Origin of the sequence: Roseburia amylophila, assembly GCF_025567465.1 — a bacterium.
Classification (GTDB): Bacteria; Bacillota; Clostridia; order Lachnospirales; family Lachnospiraceae; genus Roseburia_C; species Roseburia_C amylophila.
Genome location: NZ_JAOQKI010000001.1, coordinates 145612 through 166056 on the forward strand (window position 1 = coordinate 145612; position 20445 = coordinate 166056).

19 protein-coding genes are annotated in these 20445 nt (G+C 39.8%); 17 read left to right on the forward strand and 2 right to left on the reverse strand.

The window, feature by feature from the left end:
- From OCV43_RS00695 to OCV43_RS00705, 3 genes are read left to right on the forward strand one after another with little or no spacing between them, the layout of a single operon-like run.
- The gene (locus OCV43_RS00695) at positions 1 to 459 is read left to right on the forward strand and encodes a hypothetical protein (protein WP_262623160.1); all 459 of its coding nucleotides are present in this window, start codon (positions 1 to 3) and stop codon (positions 457 to 459) included.
- Position 460: 1 nt separating this feature from the next.
- A complete protein-coding gene (locus OCV43_RS00700) occupies positions 461 to 997 on the forward strand; it encodes a hypothetical protein (RefSeq protein ID WP_262623161.1) in 537 nt (178 codons plus the stop codon).
- Between the two features lie 5 nt (positions 998 to 1002).
- On the forward strand, positions 1003 to 1320 hold the full coding sequence (locus tag OCV43_RS00705) for a LiaF transmembrane domain-containing protein (protein WP_262623162.1): 318 nt from the start codon (positions 1003 to 1005) through the stop codon (positions 1318 to 1320).
- Positions 1321 to 1344: 24 nt separating this feature from the next.
- Here the strand turns inward: OCV43_RS00705 and OCV43_RS00710 are convergent, their stop codons facing one another.
- A complete protein-coding gene (locus tag OCV43_RS00710) occupies positions 1345 to 2241 on the reverse strand; it encodes an AraC family transcriptional regulator (RefSeq protein WP_262623163.1) in 897 nt (298 codons plus the stop codon).
- Between the two features lie 153 nt (positions 2242 to 2394).
- Here OCV43_RS00710 and OCV43_RS00715 point away from each other — a divergent pair, with 153 nt between their 5' ends.
- From OCV43_RS00715 to OCV43_RS00740, 6 genes are all read left to right on the forward strand, one after another.
- The gene (locus tag OCV43_RS00715) at positions 2395 to 3330 is read left to right on the forward strand and encodes a glycoside hydrolase family 113 (protein ID WP_117841594.1); all 936 of its coding nucleotides are present in this window, start codon (positions 2395 to 2397) and stop codon (positions 3328 to 3330) included.
- A 510-nt stretch (positions 3331 to 3840) separates the two neighbouring features.
- Complete coding sequence (locus tag OCV43_RS00720) at positions 3841 to 5436, forward strand: GH1 family beta-glucosidase (RefSeq protein ID WP_262623164.1); 1596 nt, start codon at positions 3841 to 3843, stop codon at positions 5434 to 5436.
- Between the two features lie 310 nt (positions 5437 to 5746).
- Positions 5747 to 6211 (forward strand): response regulator transcription factor, encoded by a 465-nt coding sequence (locus OCV43_RS00725; protein WP_262623165.1) that lies wholly within the window; start codon positions 5747 to 5749, stop codon positions 6209 to 6211.
- Positions 6212 to 6246: 35 nt separating this feature from the next.
- A complete protein-coding gene (locus OCV43_RS00730; protein WP_262623166.1) occupies positions 6247 to 6540 on the forward strand; it encodes a HAMP domain-containing protein in 294 nt (97 codons plus the stop codon).
- A gap of 20 nt (positions 6541 to 6560) precedes the next feature.
- Positions 6561 to 7448 carry a hypothetical protein gene (locus tag OCV43_RS00735; protein WP_262623167.1) on the forward strand — a complete coding sequence of 296 codons (888 nt, stop codon included), beginning with the start codon at positions 6561 to 6563 and terminating at the stop codon, positions 7446 to 7448.
- A 69-nt stretch (positions 7449 to 7517) separates the two neighbouring features.
- Positions 7518 to 9182: an EAL domain-containing protein gene (locus tag OCV43_RS00740; protein WP_262623168.1), complete on the forward strand. Its 1665-nt coding sequence runs from the start codon at positions 7518 to 7520 to the stop codon at positions 9180 to 9182.
- Between the two features lie 101 nt (positions 9183 to 9283).
- Here the strand turns inward: OCV43_RS00740 and OCV43_RS00745 are convergent, their stop codons facing one another.
- Complete coding sequence (locus OCV43_RS00745) at positions 9284 to 9994, reverse strand: GntR family transcriptional regulator (protein ID WP_262623169.1); 711 nt, start codon at positions 9992 to 9994, stop codon at positions 9284 to 9286.
- 155 nt (positions 9995 to 10149) lie between these two features.
- Here OCV43_RS00745 and OCV43_RS00750 point away from each other — a divergent pair, with 155 nt between their 5' ends.
- From OCV43_RS00750 to OCV43_RS00785, 8 genes are all read left to right on the forward strand, one after another.
- Positions 10150 to 11160: an SIS domain-containing protein gene (locus OCV43_RS00750; protein WP_227701292.1), complete on the forward strand. Its 1011-nt coding sequence runs from the start codon at positions 10150 to 10152 to the stop codon at positions 11158 to 11160.
- Positions 11160 to 11789, forward strand: a complete 630-nt coding sequence (locus OCV43_RS00755) for an HAD family hydrolase (RefSeq protein WP_262623170.1) — start codon at positions 11160 to 11162, stop codon at positions 11787 to 11789. Before OCV43_RS00750 ends, OCV43_RS00755 begins: the two co-directional genes overlap by 1 nt.
- A 296-nt stretch (positions 11790 to 12085) precedes the next feature.
- Entirely contained in the window at positions 12086 to 13399 is a 1314-nt protein-coding gene (locus OCV43_RS00760) for an anaerobic C4-dicarboxylate transporter family protein (protein WP_022242352.1), read from the forward strand.
- Between the two features lie 234 nt (positions 13400 to 13633).
- Positions 13634 to 14539, forward strand: a complete 906-nt coding sequence (locus OCV43_RS00765; protein WP_022242351.1) for a fructoselysine 6-kinase — start codon at positions 13634 to 13636, stop codon at positions 14537 to 14539.
- Positions 14540 to 14562: 23 nt separating this feature from the next.
- Positions 14563 to 14982, forward strand: coding sequence for a hypothetical protein (locus OCV43_RS00770; RefSeq protein WP_022242350.1), 420 nt, complete (start codon positions 14563 to 14565; stop codon positions 14980 to 14982).
- Positions 14983 to 15024: 42 nt separating this feature from the next.
- Positions 15025 to 16008, forward strand: coding sequence for an SIS domain-containing protein (locus OCV43_RS00775; protein WP_117697731.1), 984 nt, complete (start codon positions 15025 to 15027; stop codon positions 16006 to 16008).
- 141 nt (positions 16009 to 16149) lie between these two features.
- Entirely contained in the window at positions 16150 to 16851 is a 702-nt protein-coding gene (gene cuyB, locus OCV43_RS00780) for a cysteate racemase (RefSeq protein ID WP_262623171.1), read from the forward strand.
- Positions 16852 to 17107: 256 nt separating this feature from the next.
- Entirely contained in the window at positions 17108 to 20437 is a 3330-nt protein-coding gene (locus OCV43_RS00785) for a tetratricopeptide repeat-containing diguanylate cyclase (protein WP_262623172.1), read from the forward strand.
- Positions 20438 to 20445 lie beyond the last annotated feature (8 nt).

Here is a 20445-nt window from a genome sequence, read left to right on the forward strand (position 1 = left end):
ATGAGAAAAGAAGATACACCAGAGTATTTAAGTGACGAAGAGTTAGAGGCACTGATCCGGGAAACAGAAGAAGGACCGATGATAAAAGCGCCGGAATATTTAGAAGAAAATATTCTACATAAAATTGAACAGCAGCAGAAGGTTACCGTATACAAAGAAAAAGTGTCAGCGAAGCGGAAACTCCTGATTTATAGCATGAAAGTAATGGCAGCGGCGGCAGCGGCAATCGCATTTCTGATTGTAGTTCCTACGGTGGAGCAGCAGAGCAGACCGGACATGGAAACTTATGTGGCAGAAGCAAAAGAGCAGGTCAATAAGGACTTACAGGAACAGAAAGAGAAAACGAAAAAGCGTAGTGAAGAACAGAATTTCTTGCAGAGTGTAAATGATGCGTCCAGTGCATTTTGCAATTTTATTACTGAGACGACAAATGGATGGTTTTTAAAGGAGGAAAGATAACATGACGAAAAAGAGAAATGGATTTTTAAGATTTTGCTGTTCCTTTTTACCGGGAGCAGGGGAAATGTATATGGGATTTATGAAAATGGGCTTAAGCCTGATGTCGATGTTCTTCGGCATTATTGTGGCAGCATCCATTTTTGAACTTGGACCGCTGGCAGTGCTTGCAGTCATTGCATGGTTTTACAGCTTCTTCCATGTACACAATTTAGCAGGTTTATCCGATGAAGAATTCTATGCCGTGGAGGATGATTATTTATTCCATTTAAGTGGAGAAGGCGGGAAAGATAAATCCTTTGTAAAGCGTTATCGTACCATTATTGCGGTCGTGCTGATACTGCTTGGTATTATGTTGATCTGGAACAGTTTCTACTGGATGATTGCAAATTTAATTCCGGATGAAACGGTCTGGGTACTTCAGGAAATCAGTTACCGGCTTCCAAGACTGCTGGCAGGAATTGCAATTATAGCAGCAGGAATTTATCTGGTTCATGGTAAGAAAAAATCCCTTGAGGAAGAAGAGAAAAAGGAGGCATAAGGAAAATGGATGAGAATGTGAAAGAAGTACGCACCCACAGAGTGGGCAGCATTACCTTAGGCAGTGCACTGGTTTTATTTGGAATCCTGTTTCTGGTGCATCTGTTTGTGCCGGTATTGACCTATGAAATCATTTTCCATATCTGGCCATGTATCTTTATCTTACTTGGAATAGAAATTCTTCTTGCCAACCGGAAGAAGAATGTGGAATTTGTCTATGATGGTAAGGCAGTATTCCTTACCACCACATTAACCTTCTTTGCCATGCTGATGGCAGGAGCAGATGTGGCAATCCAGCAGGCAGATATTTATATGCACCTTTAAGAATGCAGCATTAAGAATGTAACTTTAAGAGGAATGCTCCTTCCGGTACTGCTTTGGCGTCATTTTGTGCTTGCTTCGGAAAGCCTTAATAAAATGGCTGCAATCGGAAAATCCGGTTTCCTGACTGATATAATTCAAGTCAAGATTGGTAAAGAGCAGCAGATCCTCAGCCTTACAAAGGCGGATAAATTCAATATATTTTTTACAGGACTGGCCATAGAGTTCCCGGAAGCTTTTGGCAAAATAGGAATAACTCATATTACACATTCTGGCAAGGTCTTCCACCTTTAATGGCTCCTGGGCATGAGCGTCGATATATTCCGTAATGGAGTGTATGGACGCTTCTTCTGTATTTTGCGGAATAGCCAGAGCTTTATCCGTATTAAAACCCTGTGCCCGCCAGATACGTAAGATAAAGGTCAAAAGGGAATTAATCTGGGACTGTACCAGAATCCGGTAACCGTATTCCTGCTGCTGCATTTCGTGTTCACAGGAGGAAAAGATTCCGGCAATGGGATAGCCTGTTAACATCGCTTTGGAAAAATATTTCGGAGCATGGGAATCACTCTTCGCCAGATTGAAAAGTGATACAAAATTAATCCCGGAAAAGGTGGTGCTTAATGCATTGCCGGATGGTGCAAGCTGGTTTAAGTCGAATTTCATGACATAATAAACCAATGGCTGCTCTGTGGCAGTATAGATAGAATGGATTGCCTGCGGAAGAAATAACGTCATATCACCTTCTTCTAGTACATAAGTATCATCATCACAGTTGATGATGGCGGTGCCTTCTAACATATACAGAATTTCAACAAAATAATGCCAGTGGGACCGGATGGGAAAAGAATGGATTCTCGTGTCAAATAAGAAGCATTCAAAAGGAGCATTCAGCCGGTCGCTGTATTCAAAAAGTGAATTCATAAAGTCATCCCCCAATATATTTAAAATAAATGAATTCCTGCCATAAGAGATTTTTACTATTTTTATAATAAATCATTATAGCAAGATTACAGGGCGAATGCTATAGTTCCCATCATAAAAAGTCATTGAAAGAGGAGAAAGGAAACACTTACCATGGAATATATCTGCGGCATGACATATGCACCATTTGCAAGAAAAGGGAGCTATCAGGAGAAGAGTGCTTTTGACAGCTTAAAGAAAATGAAAGAAAATACCAACAGCAATTTTGTTATCTTAGCACCCAACGGATTGCAGGATACGGCACAGTCGGAAGAGATTTGTTATACTTCTGAAGCAACGGTGTCAGATGATGAATTAAAGGGCATGATTGATTATGCGAAAGAGCTTGGTATGCGTGTGGCATTAAAGCCTACGGTAAACTGCAAGAACGGAACCTGGCGTGCCCATGTAAATTTCTTTGACGAAGACGTAGTCTGTGAACCGAAGTGGTGCAACTGGTTTGAATCTTATACCGAATTTCAGCTTCATTATGCGAGACTGGCAAAAGAAATGGGTGTGGAAATGCATATTGCAGGTTGCGAAATGGTTATGGCAGAGCGCAGGGAAGCAGAGTGGCGGAAGCTGATCGCTGATATCCGGAGTGAATTTGACGGACTTGTTTCCTATAATACCGATAAATATCAGGAGCATAATGTGAAATGGTGGGATGCAGTAGATGTGATTTCTTCCAGTGGCTATTATCCGTTGGAGGACTGGGAGAACCAGCTTGACCGGATTGAAGCGGTGGTAAAGAAATTTCAAAAACCATTTTTCTTTGCAGAGGCAGGATGTATGTCTATCGTGGATTCCAATAAAGTGCCAAATGACTGGACGGTGCAGGGAGAAGCAGATGCTAAGGGACAGGCAGACTGGTATGAAGCAATGTTTGAAGCCTGCTTAAAAAGAGAATGGGTAAGGGGCATGGCATTCTGGTCCTGGAACAGTCATCTTTACACGAAGAATGCTGCCCTAAAGAGAAAAGATTATGAAATATATGCAAAACCAGCGGAGAAAATCGTGAAAAAATACTACGATTCTATTCAAAAGTAACAAAAAGTCAAATGACTTAAAACAAACTGTTATGTCATATGGAATCCGTACATTCTGATTTTTCTTAATAGAATAGATTTCTACCATTTTTAAGGTAAAACACTCTATCCCGGAACAGTTGTTTCGTGGTAGAGTGTTTTTGTAACGAAAACGATTAAGAGAATGCTTCTGCAATTGTGAAAAATGATATGTTTTTATGATTGGAATATATCTGGGTGGTTCGTCGAAGTACGGATGCATTTTAAGTACTGCTAGGGGCACTTGGAATTTTGTCCGGCATCTGGCAATGCTGGCACAGGGAAGTGCCAGCGAGGCACATATGAACATGGATGTGAATTTGTGCCGGTTGCCGGGAAAAAGAAAAGGGTTCGCAAAATTCTTAGTGCCCCTTGCAGTTCTTATGTGGCATTCGCACTCGAGGAACTGCACAGATATTCGAACTGAAAAAATTATAGTATTTTTCACAATTGTAGAAGAATAACACAAGAAATAGAATCAGGAGGAAAACAAATGTTTCGAAAAGACTTTGTATGGGGCGTTGCCAGCAGTGCCTATCAGGTAGAGGGAAGAGACAAAAACGATGGCGCAGGAACCTGCATCTGGGACACCTTTACCGAAGAGGGAAGAACCTTCGAACATCATAATGCCTATGTCAGTGCCGATGACATGCACCGTTATAAAGAGGACTATGCGCTGATGAGAGAACTCGGTGTGAAGGCATACCGTTTTTCCGTAAGCTGGGCGAGACTGATGCCGGAGGGAACCGGAAGAGTCAATGAAAAAGCGGTGGCACTCTATCGTGATATGATTCTTGAAATGAAGAAAAACGGCATTGAGCCATATATGACACTTTATCACTGGGAACTTCCGCAGGCATTGGAGGATAAAGGCGGCTGGCTCAATGAAGAAATCATAGATTGGTTTGCAGAATATGCAAAAGTAGTAGCAGAGAATTTTACTGATATCTGCGACAAGATTTTTACTTTGAATGAGCCACAGTGCTTTATCGGACTGGGATATTACCGTGGTATTCATGCACCGGGAAAGAAAGTCACACCAGAGGAAAGCTTCCGGATTGCGCATAATGCATTGCGGGCACATGGAAAAGCGGTTATTACTCTCCGGAAATATGCAAAGCAGCCGATACAGATTGGCTATGCACCAACCAGTGGGGTGGCATATCCGGCAAGTAATTCCCCGGAAGATATTGAAGCTGCAAAGAAGGTATATTTTGGCTTTTATAATGATGTCGACAACTGGACCTGGAATGTATCCTGGTATTCCGACCCGGTTATTTTAGGACATTATCCCAAGGAAGGTCTTGAGAAATACAAGGAGTATCTGCCGGAAATCACGAAAGAAGATATGGAACTGATTCACCAGCCTATTGATTTTTACGGTCAGAATATTTATAACGGATATCCGGTTCGTGCAGGAGCAGATGGAGAGCCGGAATTTGTAGACCGTCCGGCAGGATTCCCAAAGACTGCCGCAGAATGGCCGGTGACACCGGAATGCCTATACTGGGCAGGAAAATTCCTCTACGAACGTTATCAGCTTCCGATTTATATTACGGAAAATGGAATGTCCTGTCATGACAATGTGGAAGCAGATGGCAGTGTACATGATGCCAACCGTATCCAGTTCTTAGATGAGTACCTTGGCAATCTGCAGAAGGCAGCAGACGAAGGAGTAGAGATTGCAGGCTATTTCTTATGGACATTTTTAGATAACTTCGAATGGCATGAGGGATATTCCGAACGGTTCGGAATCATTTATGTGGATTATGCAACCCAGCAGCGCTATGTAAAGGATTCTGCATTCTGGTATAAGAAAGTCATGGAAAGCAATGGAGCAGTGTTATCCTGCAACCAGCCGGATAGAAAAATCCGGATAGAGCGTGGCACCGTAGAAGTAACAGGCGCAGGATTTAAGGTAGAGCAGGAAATGGATTTGCTGCTTTCTGATGGTACAGATGTTATTTATGTGGCATCCGGCAGCGGTTTAATCGGCAGCATCTGGGTAGATGCCGGAGACAGGCTTACAATACCGGAAGGTATTCGGAAGATGCATTGCAGTGGAAATATGACACTGGTGCAGGCGTAAGATAATATTTTATAGAGAACTTTTTTTCAAGAGAAAATAGTTTACTGGAAGAAATAAAAAAGTTTCTTTTATTCCGATGAGCAATCAGAAGGAATAGAAGAAACTTTTTTTGCTTTACAGGAAATTGCTTTCCTGTAAAGCAAAAAACGCTCCGCGAGGATGCGCACTGCGGCGTATAAGGTAGATGTCGCAAGCGACCGCCGCAGGCGCGGGAATGTGCAAGGCACATTCTTTTTTAATGTTCAGATACATTTTAGATACAAATATATGTTAAAATAAACATCAAAGAGTAGTAAAAGGAGCGGGCAGCATGATACGGATATTGGATGTTATGCTGCCGGAATTAAATGGATTTGAATTGATGGAATACATCCGTCCAATGGGAATTCCGATGATTTTTCTGACTACAAAGGATTCCCTAAAAGACCGGATGCAGGGGCTGACCTCCGGGGCAGAGGATTATATGGTAAAGTCTTTTGAAGTGGTAGAACTTTTGGCACGGGTCAATATTGTGCTGCGCCGCTATCATAAGATGGAGCAGAAGATTACTTTTATGGATATTGAATTAGACAGTGAAAATCAGGTGGTGACAAAGGTAGGAAAAGAAGTGGAGCTTACGCCAAAGGAATTTGAACTCTTAGAAATTCTGATGCGCAACCGGAATATTACACTGTTCCGGGAAAGAATCTATGAAGAAATCTGGGGAACGGAATATTCCGTAGAGTCAAGAACCTTAGACCTTCATATCCAGAGATTAATTATTATATTTATGTGACGGCAGCCAGTAAGGTAGAGGATGAGAACCTCTGCATGATCAGCAGAAGTGATGTGTCCGATGCCTACGCATTAAGAGACCGGGAAATCCGTTATTTCCGGCTGATTCTTTTCATTTGCCTTATGATAGAATCTCTGCTTATTTATGTTATCAGCAGGTATCTGACCAGGCCATTGGAGCAGTTGAACCGGGTGGCAGAGGAGATTACCGATGGCTCTTATGAGACGAGGATTACAGTAAAGAGTCAGGATGAAGTAGGACTTCTGGCAGAAAACTTTAACCGGAAGGCAGACGGTTGGAGCGGATGTCGGGAAAGCTCTTTGATTTGATTTATTTAAGAGAACATGAAATGGAAAAGGAAGCAGTTCAGGTTGAAAATGTCAGCAGTGAAGTACTTAAGGTGGTGATACCGTCCTTTGAGGCAAAAGGGCTTGTGTTAAAGGAAAATATCGAGCCGGCAGTACTGTGCGGAAATAAAGAACTTCTGGTGGTGCTGACAGGAATTTTTCTGCCGGGAATTCTGATTGAAGGGCAGGAACGTAAAGCAGTGGGAGAAGTGCAGGCGGTTCCGGCACAGTATATTGCTTCCGATTCCCTGCTGGCAAAGGAGGCATCGGAAAGCCTTAAGCTTAATGACCGCATCCAGCTGATTACCGGGCAGTGGGAGAGTGAGACACAGGAAGCCTATTCCTATGAGATGACTTTAAAGGATTACGAGGCAGCGGCACTGGCAAGAGACAGTATGGAAGCCATTTATCAGAAAGGGCAGTATCCTTCTGATTTAGCTTCTTCTTATGCCAACTGGTATACCTGGGAAGCATTTCCGGAGAAAGCACTGGATACCACATTTCACACCTACAGTGCTTACTACTGGAAGCTTGTTTTTACAAAATATGACGGCACAGAGAAGCATATGGTATTTCTCTTAGAGGATGGCACCGTTTTACTGGCTGAGGCAGAAGGAGAAGATATTTTATCGGAGACGGCAGCAACAGAGGAAACTTCCTCATCTGGTAAAGATGATGGCGAAGAGAAAGAAAAAACAGTGGATAAAGAGCTGGCAGAACAGCTTTCCTACACGGGGTTGGACGTAGCCGGACTGAGGATAAAATCCGATAACATACAGGAAGAAAAGGATGCCTCATATCGGTACTTTGAACTCTATGATAAAACAAGATTTATCTATGGAATCAGCACAATATCAGATAGCCAAACGAAGCGTAACATGGTAAAATAAAAAAGAAGGCAAGGTATTTTTTAGGGCATAGATGGTCACCTGCAGTTATTGCAAAAAGGATGATTGAAGATGAAACAGGAAGACTTCTGGATAGAGGATGTGGAATTTTTTTCAGATATGATGGCTAAGATAACAGATTTGTCAAGGAATCTGTATCTTTTAGTGACTGATTTGCAGAAAAATCAGACATTTGTACCGGAGAAAACAGCAGAATTTCTTGGAATGGAAGCCGGATACAGTCTGGATTTTTATCAGAAACTGACGGCACATGTTCATCCATATGATATACCGGAATATGAAGAAGCAATGGGAAAACGTCTTAAGAAGGAGGCACTTTCAGAACCTCTTTATATTCGTATGGGAAAAGAGAAAACGGATTATATGATGGGCTTTTCTGTGGATGTATTAAGAAAAGAGAACCGGGAATATCTGATTGTTGTACTGAAGAATGAAAATGCGCTTCAGGAGATTGATGCGCAGACGGATTTATATAGTCAGGTCAAGTTTGAAGAACATATCAAAGATTATCTTGCGACCAGACGGAAAGTGGCAGTCCTTGAAATCGAATTTGACCATATGAATGACATGAATATTTTATATGGAACGAATTACAGCGAGCAGATGCAGCGGGAAATCGGACTGCGTTTCATCTATATGATGGATGCTGATACAGCAGTATATCGCATGAACAGTTCCAATTTTGCCTTTATCTTAAGGGATGCAGACCGGGAAGAAGCGGAAGCATATATGGAAAAGATAAAGGACACCTTAAAGGAAAATGCATATATTGACGGGCATTTTTTTGAATTTAAAATCTATGCCAGCGGGCTGATTTTAGATGATTATAAGGGAGATATTTCCACGGTTCAAAGTAAGCTGGAATACACCTTGGAGAAAGCAAGGGAACGCCGCAGCACCGGCATTTTATTCTTTAATGATTTAGTGCTGTCCTATGGCGGCATGGATTTGGATTTGATGAAAATCATTCATCAGTCCGTATTGAATCATTGCGATGGATTCTACGTGGAATATCAGCCGATTGTAACTTCTGAGAATGGAAAAATAATGGGTGCGGAAGCACTGGTGCGCTGGAAGAAGGAGCCTTATGGAGCAATTCCACCGGGACTTTTTATCGACTGGCTGGAAAATGACCCATCCATGTATGATTTGGGAAATTTTGTACTGGAACAGGCATTGTGGGACAGCAAACTCTTCCTGCAGCAGAACCCGGACTTTTTTATTAATGTAAATGTATCTGCCAAGCAGTTGGAGCGGCCGGATTTCTGCCGGGTGGTATTAGAGCTTCTGGATAAGACGGAATTTCCGGTAAGACATCTCTGCCTTGAGATTACGGAACGATGCAGAAGTCTTCCGGTATCGGTAATCAATGAGCGGATGGCGGTATTAAGAGGCTATGGAATCAAATTTGCCATGGATGATTTTGGAACAGGAAGTTCATCTTCTGCCATGGCACTTGAGATGCTGATTGATGAGATTAAGATTGATATGAGCTTTATCCGGAAGATTCTTGTAAATAAAAAGAATAAGGCGATTGTCCAGAGCATGGTGGATTTTGCCAATGCAGCCAATATCAAGAGTTGTCTGGAGGGCGTGGAAAATAAGGCATTAGAAGATTATCTCCGGACTGTGGGAGCCACCTGGTTTCAGGGATACTATTATTCCAAACCGGTTGGAGCAGATGAACTGGAGATACTTCTTTCTGCTAAGAAATGACCTCTTTAAGGATATAATAAATGCGATAAAGTTAATTGTAATAGGGAACTTTATCGCATTTGCTATTAGATGAGCCGCATTGGAAATGGTGTAAATTGTAACTAAATAATAAACTGGAACTTATCACCGATACATAGCTGTTTGCAAAGATTCGTGATAGTGTTGTCAACATCGTGGATGGTGCTTGATATCCGGAGCAGAGGATATCCCTTACTGATGTTTAAAGACTTAGCCTCTTGGGCATTAGCGAAAACAATATCAAGTGTTTTGCGTGAATGATCCAGAATGATATTGTGTTTTCTTAGTATTTCATACAAAGATGAGTCGTTTAAATCTTCTCCAAATAAAAAAGAAAAGGATTCAGGAAATTTATTGAACTCTAAGATGACAGGGACATTATCCATATAACGGATTCTTTCCACTACAAGTATTTTATCCCCTTCGTGTAGTGACATTTCAGTTAAATCCCGTTCAGAAGGATCTTCCAATGCAATTTTTATGGTCTTAGCTCCAGGTGTTGCGTTTTTCATCCGGCACATATCAGAAAAACTTATGACTTCTGTAATGTTACGCTGCAATTTTTTCTCAGCTACAAAAGTCCCTTTTCCTGATTTCCTTTCTAAATATCCGGATTCAGATAAAACGGCTAATGCTTTTCGGACAGTAACTCTGCTCACATGGTATGATTCACTTAATTCATTTTCTGTAGGCAGACGACTGCCGGCTGCCCGTTCTCCGGCGTCAATTTCTTTTCGTATTTTTTCCTCCAATTGTTTGTACAGTGGTGTGGCAATGGTGTTGTTCAGTTTCATATAAATACCTCTCTCCTAATATAACTTTCACAAATATTATAAAACAAATTTGCAAAAATGTATATATTGTATTATATATATTGACAGAATGTATTGTATTGTATTATAGTAAATACATAGAACAAATAAATACATTATAAAAAAGGAGAGAAAAAATGGGATACGGAAGTAAAGACATTAAAAACATTGTGAAAGAAATTTTAGAAGAAAAAAAAGACATCGGTGGAATTAAAAATATTTATTTTGTGGGATGTGGAGGATCACTTGGTGCACTTTATCCGGCAAAAACATTTGTGGAAAGAGAATCACAGGTTTTGAGATCAGCCTGGATAAACAGTAATGAGTTTGTACATAGTACGCCAAAGGACTTTGGAGAAAATTCTATTATTTGTCTTGCCTGTCACAAGGGAAATACACCGGAAACGATTAAGGCTGCCAGATTAGGAAAAGAAAAAGGAGCGGCGGTTATTATTCTGACATGGCTGGAGGAATCAGAAATTATAGAATTTGGAGATTACATTATCCATTATACATTTGATGCAAGTCCTGACCATCTTGCAGGGGATATTGATTATGCAGGAGAAAAGACACAGTGTGCATTGCTTGTGGCAGTGGAATTAGTTGCACAGACGGAGGGATATGCTAATTATGATAAATTCTATGAAGCTTTAGGCATGATTAGCAATATCATCAGAAATGCACGTACACATGTAGCTGCCAGAGCAGAGGCATTTGCAGAAGAGTATCAGAACGATTCAGTGATTTATACAATGGGAAGTGGTGCAGCATATGGAGCTGCCTATATGGAGAGCATCTGTATATTTATGGAGATGCAGTGGCTTGATTCAAGCAGTATTCATACCGGTGAATTTTTCCATGGTCCATTTGAAGTTACAGATGCAAACCGTCCGTTTATGATTCAGATATCAGAAGGCTCAACCCGCGAACTGGATGAGAGAGCACTTACATTTCTGAAAACATATGCAAAACGTATTGAGGTTCTTGATGCGAAAGAGCTTGGCTTATCCACAATTGATGCATCAGTAGTAGATTACTTTAACCATGCACTGTTTAATAATGTATATCCGATTTACAACCACGCACTGGCAGTAAAGCGTGAACATCCGTTAACAACCCGCCGCTATATGTGGAAGGTAGAATATTAATGAAAAAATTCTGTGAAAAAAAATATGTATTGTTTGACTTTGATGGAGTTATAGCAGATACAGAAGAGAGTAATGGTAATTATCTGGGCCTGGCATTAAAAGAGTTTGGAGTGGAACTGACACAAAAAGACAGGGATAGACTAATTGGCTCACATGATTCCCATATTCTGCTGGGACTACTGGAACGCTCGCCGGAGAAAATAACAATGGAACAGCTTTTGCAAAAAAGAAAAGAAATAGGAAATACATATGAAAATGGCTGCATTAAGCCGATGGAGGGATTACTGGAGTTTATTGCCGGTTTGAAAAAACAGGGGAAAAAGCTGGCAGTGGTTTCTTCGACCTCTACACGGCTGATTGTAGTAGCATTGAACCGGATGAAAATGCTGGGTTTGTTCGATGTGGTGGTATGCGGAGACATGTGCCGGAATAGAAAACCGGATCCGGAATGTTATAGAAAGGCAATGCAATATTTAGAAGCAAAGCCGGAAGAATGTATTGCAATAGAAGACTCGTTTATTGGTATACAGGCAGCAAAGGCTGCAAATATAGAGGTAGTTGCGTATACAGGAGCTGGTGAGAATCAGGATGTAAGTCAGGCGGATGATGTTATTTCTTCATACATTTAACTGCTTGAGTGAAAGAAAGAGAAAACAGAAGAATAAAAAGTATTTAATTGTATGCCCGCCAGTGCTCCTGGCGGGTTTTACTATGCACAATTAAATTGATATTGATGTACAAAAAGTGAAACAAAAAATTGTGCATAATGTCGAAAATGTATTTCTTTATTGACACAAATGTATGGAATATATATAATACAAATAGATACAAAATAAAACAATACAAATAAAAACAAATTAACACATTTGGGTTTTAAAGTAGTGCACATGCTTTGGAATAAATAAAAAAGAGGAGGTAGATGTCCATGTTTTGGATTGAATTTATTGTTTTAATGCTGATTATTGTGTGGGGAACCAGAAAAGGTGGAAGTTTCCTGGCAATGGCTGGCGGCATCGGAATGTTGATTTTCGTATATATCTTTAGAGTGACTCCATCAGATCCACCGATTACTGTTATACTGATTATGTTGGCAGTAATTACCGCAGCCTGTACGATGCAGGCGACTGGCGGATTGGATTTTATGGTACAGCTTGCAGAAAAAATATTACGGAAAAATCCGAAAAACATTACTTTGGTAGCACCTTTTGTAGCGTATTTATTTACATTCTGTTGTGGAACCGGACATATTGTATATTCGTTACTTCCGGTTATTAATGAAATAGCATTGGAAAATGGAATTCGGCCTGAGCGCCCGATTTCTGTTAGTATTATTTCATCCCAGCAGGCAAATACCGGATCACCAATAACAGCTGCAACAGTAGCTATTGTGGGTTATATGACTATTTTTGAAAAAGTAAATCTGGCAACAATTATGCTGGTAGCAATTCCGGCAGCACTGATAGGAGTATTGGTTGCAGCATTGTCTGTATACAAGAAAGGCCTGGAGTTAGAGGATGATCCTGAATATCAGCAGAGGGTTGCAGATGGACTGGTAAAAGATTTTAAAAAGAAAGTAGAAGGAGAAAAACAGGTAACCAAAAAAGCAAAGATTTCTGTTGCTATCTTCCTGGTTTCTATGGTAGTAATTGCAATATGCGGTATTTTCCCGGCACTCCGTCCAACATTTAGCGATGGTACACAGTTAGCAATGACATCTTTAATCCAGATTATTATGTATGTAGCTGCCGCAATTATTGTTATTGTAAGTAAAATTGATAGTAACGACATTTTAGAAGTACCGTTGTTAAAGACTGGATTCTTTGCTGTTATTCTTGCAGCGGGACTTTGCTGGCTGGTAAATACCTTTGTTGGAGCACAGACAGACTTCATTACAGAAAATTTGTCAGCATTAACAAATAAATATCCTTGGATTTATATTATTGCAGTATTTCTGGTAGGTGCACTGACGAGTTCACAAGCGTCTACGACAATGATTATGATTCCGATTGCAATTGCATTGAAACTGCCGGCTTATATTATCGTAGGTGGATGGATGGCATGCTCATCCAACTACTTTATCCCGGATTCCAGCCAGTGTATAGCAGGTCTTGCTTTTGACACGGCAGGTACTACGAAGATTGGAAAATTCATATTTAATCACAGCTATATGCGGCCGGGACTTGTATGTACAATTGTATCGGTATTAGTAGCAACAGGAATCGGATATTTTGTTTTCTGATAAAAACCGGTGGTGGCAAAATAAAGAAAACAGTAATAGCACACAGCCTGTGTTATTCTGACAGGCTGTGGGAACTGCCACCTCATGATGGATTGCCAGATATACATAAATATTAATAATGGCTATCTGAAAAAATGAAAGAGCGAATCTGGAAAAATAATTGCTTGTTGCAAAAAGAAGAGGTGAGGGAGTCTGGGTGAAAGAAAAATTGAAAGAAAGGAGAAAGAAATAAAAATGAGACAGCCTAGAATAATTGCAATTGGAGATGCAGTTTGTGACAAATATCTTTCCAGGGGGAAAATGTATCCAGGAGGTCAGTGTGTTAACACATGTGCATATGCGCATATGAATAATGCAGAAAGTGCATTTTTAGGTAAATTTGGAAATGATGAAGTAGCAGAATGCATTCAGGCAGCACTGAAAAATATGAATGTAGACTTTTCACATAGCAGGAATTATGAAGGTGAAAATGGATTTGCATGTGTGACACTGAATCAGGGAGATCGCGTATTTATCGGATCCAATCATGGAGGTGTGGCAAAAGAGTATCCTTATGATTTTACGCAGGAAGATTTTTCATATATAAGAAAGTTTGATCTGATTTATACAAATCTGAATGCCTATATAGATGATGACATAGAAGAAATTGCTTCTTTGGGTCTTCCGGTTGCATTTGATTTTTCAAATCGATGGACAGACGAATATCTGAAAAAAATTTGTCCGCATATTAAAGTGGCGATGCTTTCCTGTGCACATTTAAGTGATAAAGAACGCGAAAGGGAAATGAATAAAGTAAAAGAGCTTGGAGTCCCATTTGTTCTGGGAACAATAGGAGAAGCTGGCTCATACATTTTATACCATGGTGAAATGATGTATGAAAAAGCTGTAAAGGCAGAAAGCATTATGGATACTATGGGTGCAGGAGACTCTTATTTCGCGACATTTTTGACATATATTTTACGGCATAAAGACCCGGAATTTTTTAAAGAAGAAAGTAAAGATGATGGGAATGCTAAAGAACTTTTAAAGAAAGCCATGCAGGCTGGAGCAGAATTCGCTTCAAAGATTTGCGGTGTCGAAGGAGCGTTTGGGTATGGAATGCCAATTGCAGGAAGAATAATTGATAATAGAAATAATTAAAAAGGTTTAGGGAGGAACAGTATATGGATATAAAGCCGACAAGTTACAGATATGATGGAGAAGGAATAGAATGTGCATATCGGAATGAAAAATGGGTTGTTTGTATTAAAAATTGGAAACCGAATAATGACATTGATGGGTTAGAACATTTAGAGATACATCATACGACAGATGAACAATTCATTTTGATTTCTGGAAAATGTATTATTATTACAGCGGACAGAATAGATGGAAAGTTTAATATTGAATTAACTCCGGTGGAGAAAGGAACTTTATACAATGTACCTAAAGAGCGTTGGTTTTTTACTATTGTAGAAAAGGATACCAAAATGATGTATGTGCAGGATGCCGGATGTAGTATGGATAATAGTGAGTATTGTAAACTGAGCCAGGAAGAAATTTCATATATTCAGAAATTAGCAAGACCAATGCTTGCAGAATAATATAACAACAATGTATTAAAAATATTTATAGGAGGATTATCAATGAAACCAACAGAAATCAAGAATGTAATTACAGAAATTTTAGAAAGCAGAAAAGAAGAAGGCGGTATTAAAGCATTATATTTTGTGGGATGTGGTGGCTCTAATGGAGCACTTTATCCAGCGAAAACATTTATGGAAAGAGAATGTGCAAATATTAAGTCAGCACTAATTAATAGTAATGAATTTGTATATAGTACTCCGAAGGATTTGGGGAAAAATGTAATCGTGTGTTTATCATGCCATAAGGGAAATACACCGGAAACAATTAATGCAGCGAAGCTGGCAAAGGAAAAAGGTGCAGCTGTAATTATTCTGACATGGAAAGAGGAATCAGAGATTACCCCATTTGGTGATTATATTATCAATTATACTTTTGGGGATAATAAGGATATTGCTGGTGAAAAAATTATCTGTGCACTTCTGGTGGCAGTGGAACTGTTGAATCAGACAGAAGGGTATGAGCATTATGAAGAATTTATGGATGGTGTTGGACGTATTGATGGTATTGTGAAACATGCATGTAAGCATGTGGAAAAACGGGCTGAACTGTTTGCCAAGGAATATAAAGATGATAAAATTATTTATACTATGGCAAGCGGAGCGGGTTATGGTGCAGCATATATGCAAAGTATATGTATTTTTATGGAAATGCAGTGGATTCATTCTTCCAGTATTCACAGTGGGGAATTTTTCCATGGACCTTTCGAAATTACAGATAAAGAAGTACCATTTGTGCTTCAGGTTTCTGAGGGAACCAATCGACCGTTGGATGAACGTGCATTGAAGTTTTTGAAGACTTATGCAAAACGGATTGAAGTAATTGATGCAAAGGATTTAGGGCTGTCTACAATTGATGCATCAGTCGTAGACTATTTTAACCATTCCTTATTCACAAATGTATATCCGGTTTATAATAAGGCTTTGGCTGAGGAGAGACAGCATCCACTGACAACACGACGCTATATGTGGAAGGTAGAGTATTAAAAACTTAAAAAATGATGTAAACATACAGCATGTCAGATTTTGATGGAAAATTTGAAGTACATTACAAGGAAAGCCTGGAAATGATAATGATTTCCGGGCTTTCTGAGCTTTGACACATGACCTGAGGAAGAAGGAACGGAATTGAAAAAAACAATAGGTATTATTGGTGGCATGGGACCGATGGCTACCTGCGATTTAATGAAAAAGATTTTTGAAGTGTCAGATGCAGACTGCGATCAGAACTATGTGCATGTTTGTGTTGATTGTAACACGAATATTCCGGATAGAACGAAAGCTATTCTTGAAAATGGAGAGGATCCTATACCAGAGATGGTAAAAAGTGCAGTAAGTCTGCAAAATATGGGAGCAGATTTATTGATGATACCTTGTAACACAGCACATTTTTTTTATGACCGGTTAAAAATATTTACTGATATCCCGATATTGCATATGCCCCGCGAGACAGTAAAAGCTTTAAAAGAGCAGAATATATCATGTGCAGCCGTATTGGCTACGGATGGCGTGATAAAGAGTGGGGTTTATGAGAAAGAGCTTCGGGCACAGGGAATCAAAACGATTTATCCGAATGCAGAGCAGCAACAGAAAATTATGGCAGTAATCTATCAGTGTATTAAAGCTGGAAAAAAGGATGTAGAAAAGTACGGACTTGACGATATTTTAAAATCCTTGATTAAACAGGGTGCGCAAAGTGTGATTCTGGGATGTACTGAATTACCAATTGCTTTTTCCTTGGCAGGAATCAGAGAAAATATAGTTGACCCGACGGAGATTGCAGCAAGAGCTGCATTAAAATTTCTGCAATTACCAATACATGCATTATAAAGCAGCTGTATTTTTATGAAAATAAATGATACCGGAAAAGGACTGGATTTCTATTAAAACCTGCTTCAGGACTTCATTCAAACTCCCTTCAAAAAGTCGCAACAAACATTGACAATCCGTGGGTTTGAGGACTATACTAATATATAAATTATAAATACCAGACAGGTTATTACAGAAAGAGAAAGGGAGGTATATGATAACAGGAAATTATCATATATTTTCAGAGCCTTTTTGAATATTTCTGAGGGGGAAACAGATGATTCAAAAATATTATAACAGTATTCTGGAACAGGTTTTTGCACAGATTGGAAAGAAAGAACACAACATTGTTCTGGCAAAATACAGTAATGATTTTTCATTAAAGCAGCTGGAAATATCAGAGCAGATAACAAATAATAAAAAGGTTCATTTTGCAGCCCACGAATTCCGGGCAGAGAAATTATCGGGAGCATATGAGCCGTTTCTGGATTTGATTTTTGAACTTTTCGACCAGCAGAAGGAGATGACATTTGATGAATTTCTGGACAAGTGTAATGTCTATTCCCTGCAGCGTCCGATTATTGCAGCATACCGGGAGACCGGAAAATGTATCCGGAAAGAGAGTTTATTGTATACAGAAGTTGACTATGAGCGGGAGCGGATGCATGATGCTATTGTGGCAATGCTTGTTGAAGTTTCTAAGATACAGCCGTTTATGCTTTGGATTAACCGTATGCAGTTTGCCGGAAAGGGAACCCTAGAAATAGTCTATGAACTGTTAAAAGCAGAGCATACAGAGAATATCGGAATCGTTCTCGGTATGAATGAGCAGCAGCGTCTGCCGGAATATATGCTGCCGGGCTGGGAAAGCGTAACGGAGGAATTGGACAATAATGTTGCAATATTCCGCATTGGAAATGCCGGAGAATCCCGGGAACAAAGAGATGAGGTTATTACAGCAGAAAGTATTGCAGATGATATCAGAACATTGCAGAATCTTGTTTTTTTCATGGATTTTGAACAGGCGTTGTTTTATCTGGAAAAAGTAGACCGCAGAATCAGATTTGAAAATTTTACCGTATCGGATGAAGTGAAATACGAACTCTGGCAGTTCTATGCATATGTATCGGTATATATGAGGGATTTGCCAAAAGCGCTGGAAATAAGTGAGAGTATCTTACAGCTTGCAGAGAAGAAAAAGAACCGCAGGATGCGCTTTTATGCATATTATATCCGCTCTGTAATTTATATGTATCAGTCAAAACTGCAGGAAGCCACTGAATGTGCAGGTGTTGCAAAAAATATTGCAACAGAAGGCGGCATGGAGCGTGGTCAGTTTGAAGCAGAGCTGGTAGAAATACAGGCGAAGATGGCAGGCTGGAATAATATTTTCTTCTGCGCACAGAACGTGGAAGTCAGCGATGCCATGATTGAAAAATTAATAAAATATGACTACCGGAATCATCTGGCGTACATTTATGTGTATGCCTATGACAATAAGCCGGAGATTGTAGCAAAGGCATATTATTCCGAATCCCAGCTTATTTATTTCAGTAAGGGAATCAGACTGGCAACAGAAATTGGCAATACACAGCTTATTTACAATGCATACCAGAAGAACATTATGCTGGCGTCTAGCAACGGTATGTATCCGATTGCGCTGCTGTATTCGGTAAGAACTTTCGAAGCACTGGATAATAAATGCTCCGTGGAAAGTGGACGTATTTTCTCGGGAATCGGTTATACTTTAACGGCATTAAGACAGAATGACCTTGCAAAGCGTTATTTTCAGAAAGCAGTAGAAATTTTATATAATCTGGAATTGCCGGAGGATATTGCGGAAGTATATTACAATATGGCAATTAACTGTATTGCAGCAGAAGAATTCAAGGAAGCCAATGAATATCTGATGCGCTGTATGAAGGCCATTGAACGTCTGCATTTAAATAGTCTGAGGGTCTGTAATTTAAGTAAATTGTATGGACTCTTAGCATTGTGCAATCAGAAGCTTGGCAACCGCTTCAACTGTGAACAGTACCTCAATAACTGCAAACAGTTCTTAAATTACATAATTGAAAAAGAAAAGCTTCAGAATGATCTGGGAATCATCCACGATTATGCACGTTGTGATGATGATATGTTCCTTTATCATTTCACACGGGCACTACTTGAAATGGATTCCGGTAATGATTCGTCAGCATTTGAAGATTTTAATTGTGCAGAGACACATCTGGTGCGGACTGAGGGAAACCAGTTTTTCTGTTATCAGGTGTTCCGTAAGGACAGGATCCGCTTTTATGGGCAGACAGGAAGAATGGAACTTAAGAGCAATGAAGAGGCAATCTTAAAACAATATCTTGAGGATAATACCCATTCTCTCACAGATGAAGAAATTAAGGTATTAGAGCCATTGGAACAGTATTTATCAGAAGAACCTCTTCATGTGATATCTACCCTGGAGATGGAAATGCAGCTGAAGCAGGAAAGCATTAACCGTGCTTACAAGCAGGAACGACGTCAGATGGATTTTCTGTCGACATGGCAGAAGACCATTGATGTGACGGATGTTTCGGCAGAAGTAATGGTAGAGAATGTGATGCGGACATTCCTGTATCACTTTAATTTGGACCGGGCATTATATATACAGTATCATGGAAGAAAACCAAAGGTACTTTATGATAATACAGAAGCCAGCCTTTCTATGAAGGAGCAGAAGTATTTAAAGGAAGTGTTCGAAAAGACACAGAGAGGGTTTGTTGTATCGAAAATCAGCAGTAACTATTCGGAACATCTGAATGTGGTCAAACTGTTTGATGAAGATAATGTATGCTCCCTTGTTGCCATTCCATTCTTTGACAATGGAAAAGTAACAAGCATTATGATAGCATATATTCTGATGAAGGATAACTGGCATTCCTCTGTCAGCCGGTATATGTTAGATGAGAGTGATATGCGGATTTATGAGCTTTTGTTCCGGGAGGTACAGTATGCACTGAATCGTCTCTATGCATATGAGAAGCTCTATGAAATGAATGCTGCATTGTATAAATCTGCAGTAACCGATCAGCTGACAGGAATTCTCAACAGGAAGGGATTCTATCAGAACATCGGGGAAATTATCCAGAAGATTAAAAAGGGCCGCATGAAGCATGAGTTTGGTATTATGTTTATCGATCTGGATAATTTCAAAGGATATAATGATACCTTTGGACATGATGTGGGAGATTTGCTGCTTAAGTCCATGGCAAATATCTTCAGCAGGGTCTGCAGGGACAAGGGCTTTGTGACACGTTTCGGTGGTGATGAATTTATTATTTTCCTCTACACCGGAGAAAAAAAGACCTTAGAGGATACCGCAAAGGCTATCTATAAAGAGATTAAGAAACAGGATGGGTTCAGGGAACTGATTGCAAAAGAAATCGGACAGCCGGTTGAGATTGATGATAAGAAATTACTTTCCTGCTCTATTGGTATTATTTCTTCCAATCAGGTAAAGAAGGCAGAAGACATTGATGAAATGATTAAAGTGGCAGATGATCTTCTGTATGCAGTAAAAGCAGAATCCAAAGGAACGTATAAGTTCTTTGAAGAACAGGAACAGAAGTAAGGCAAAGG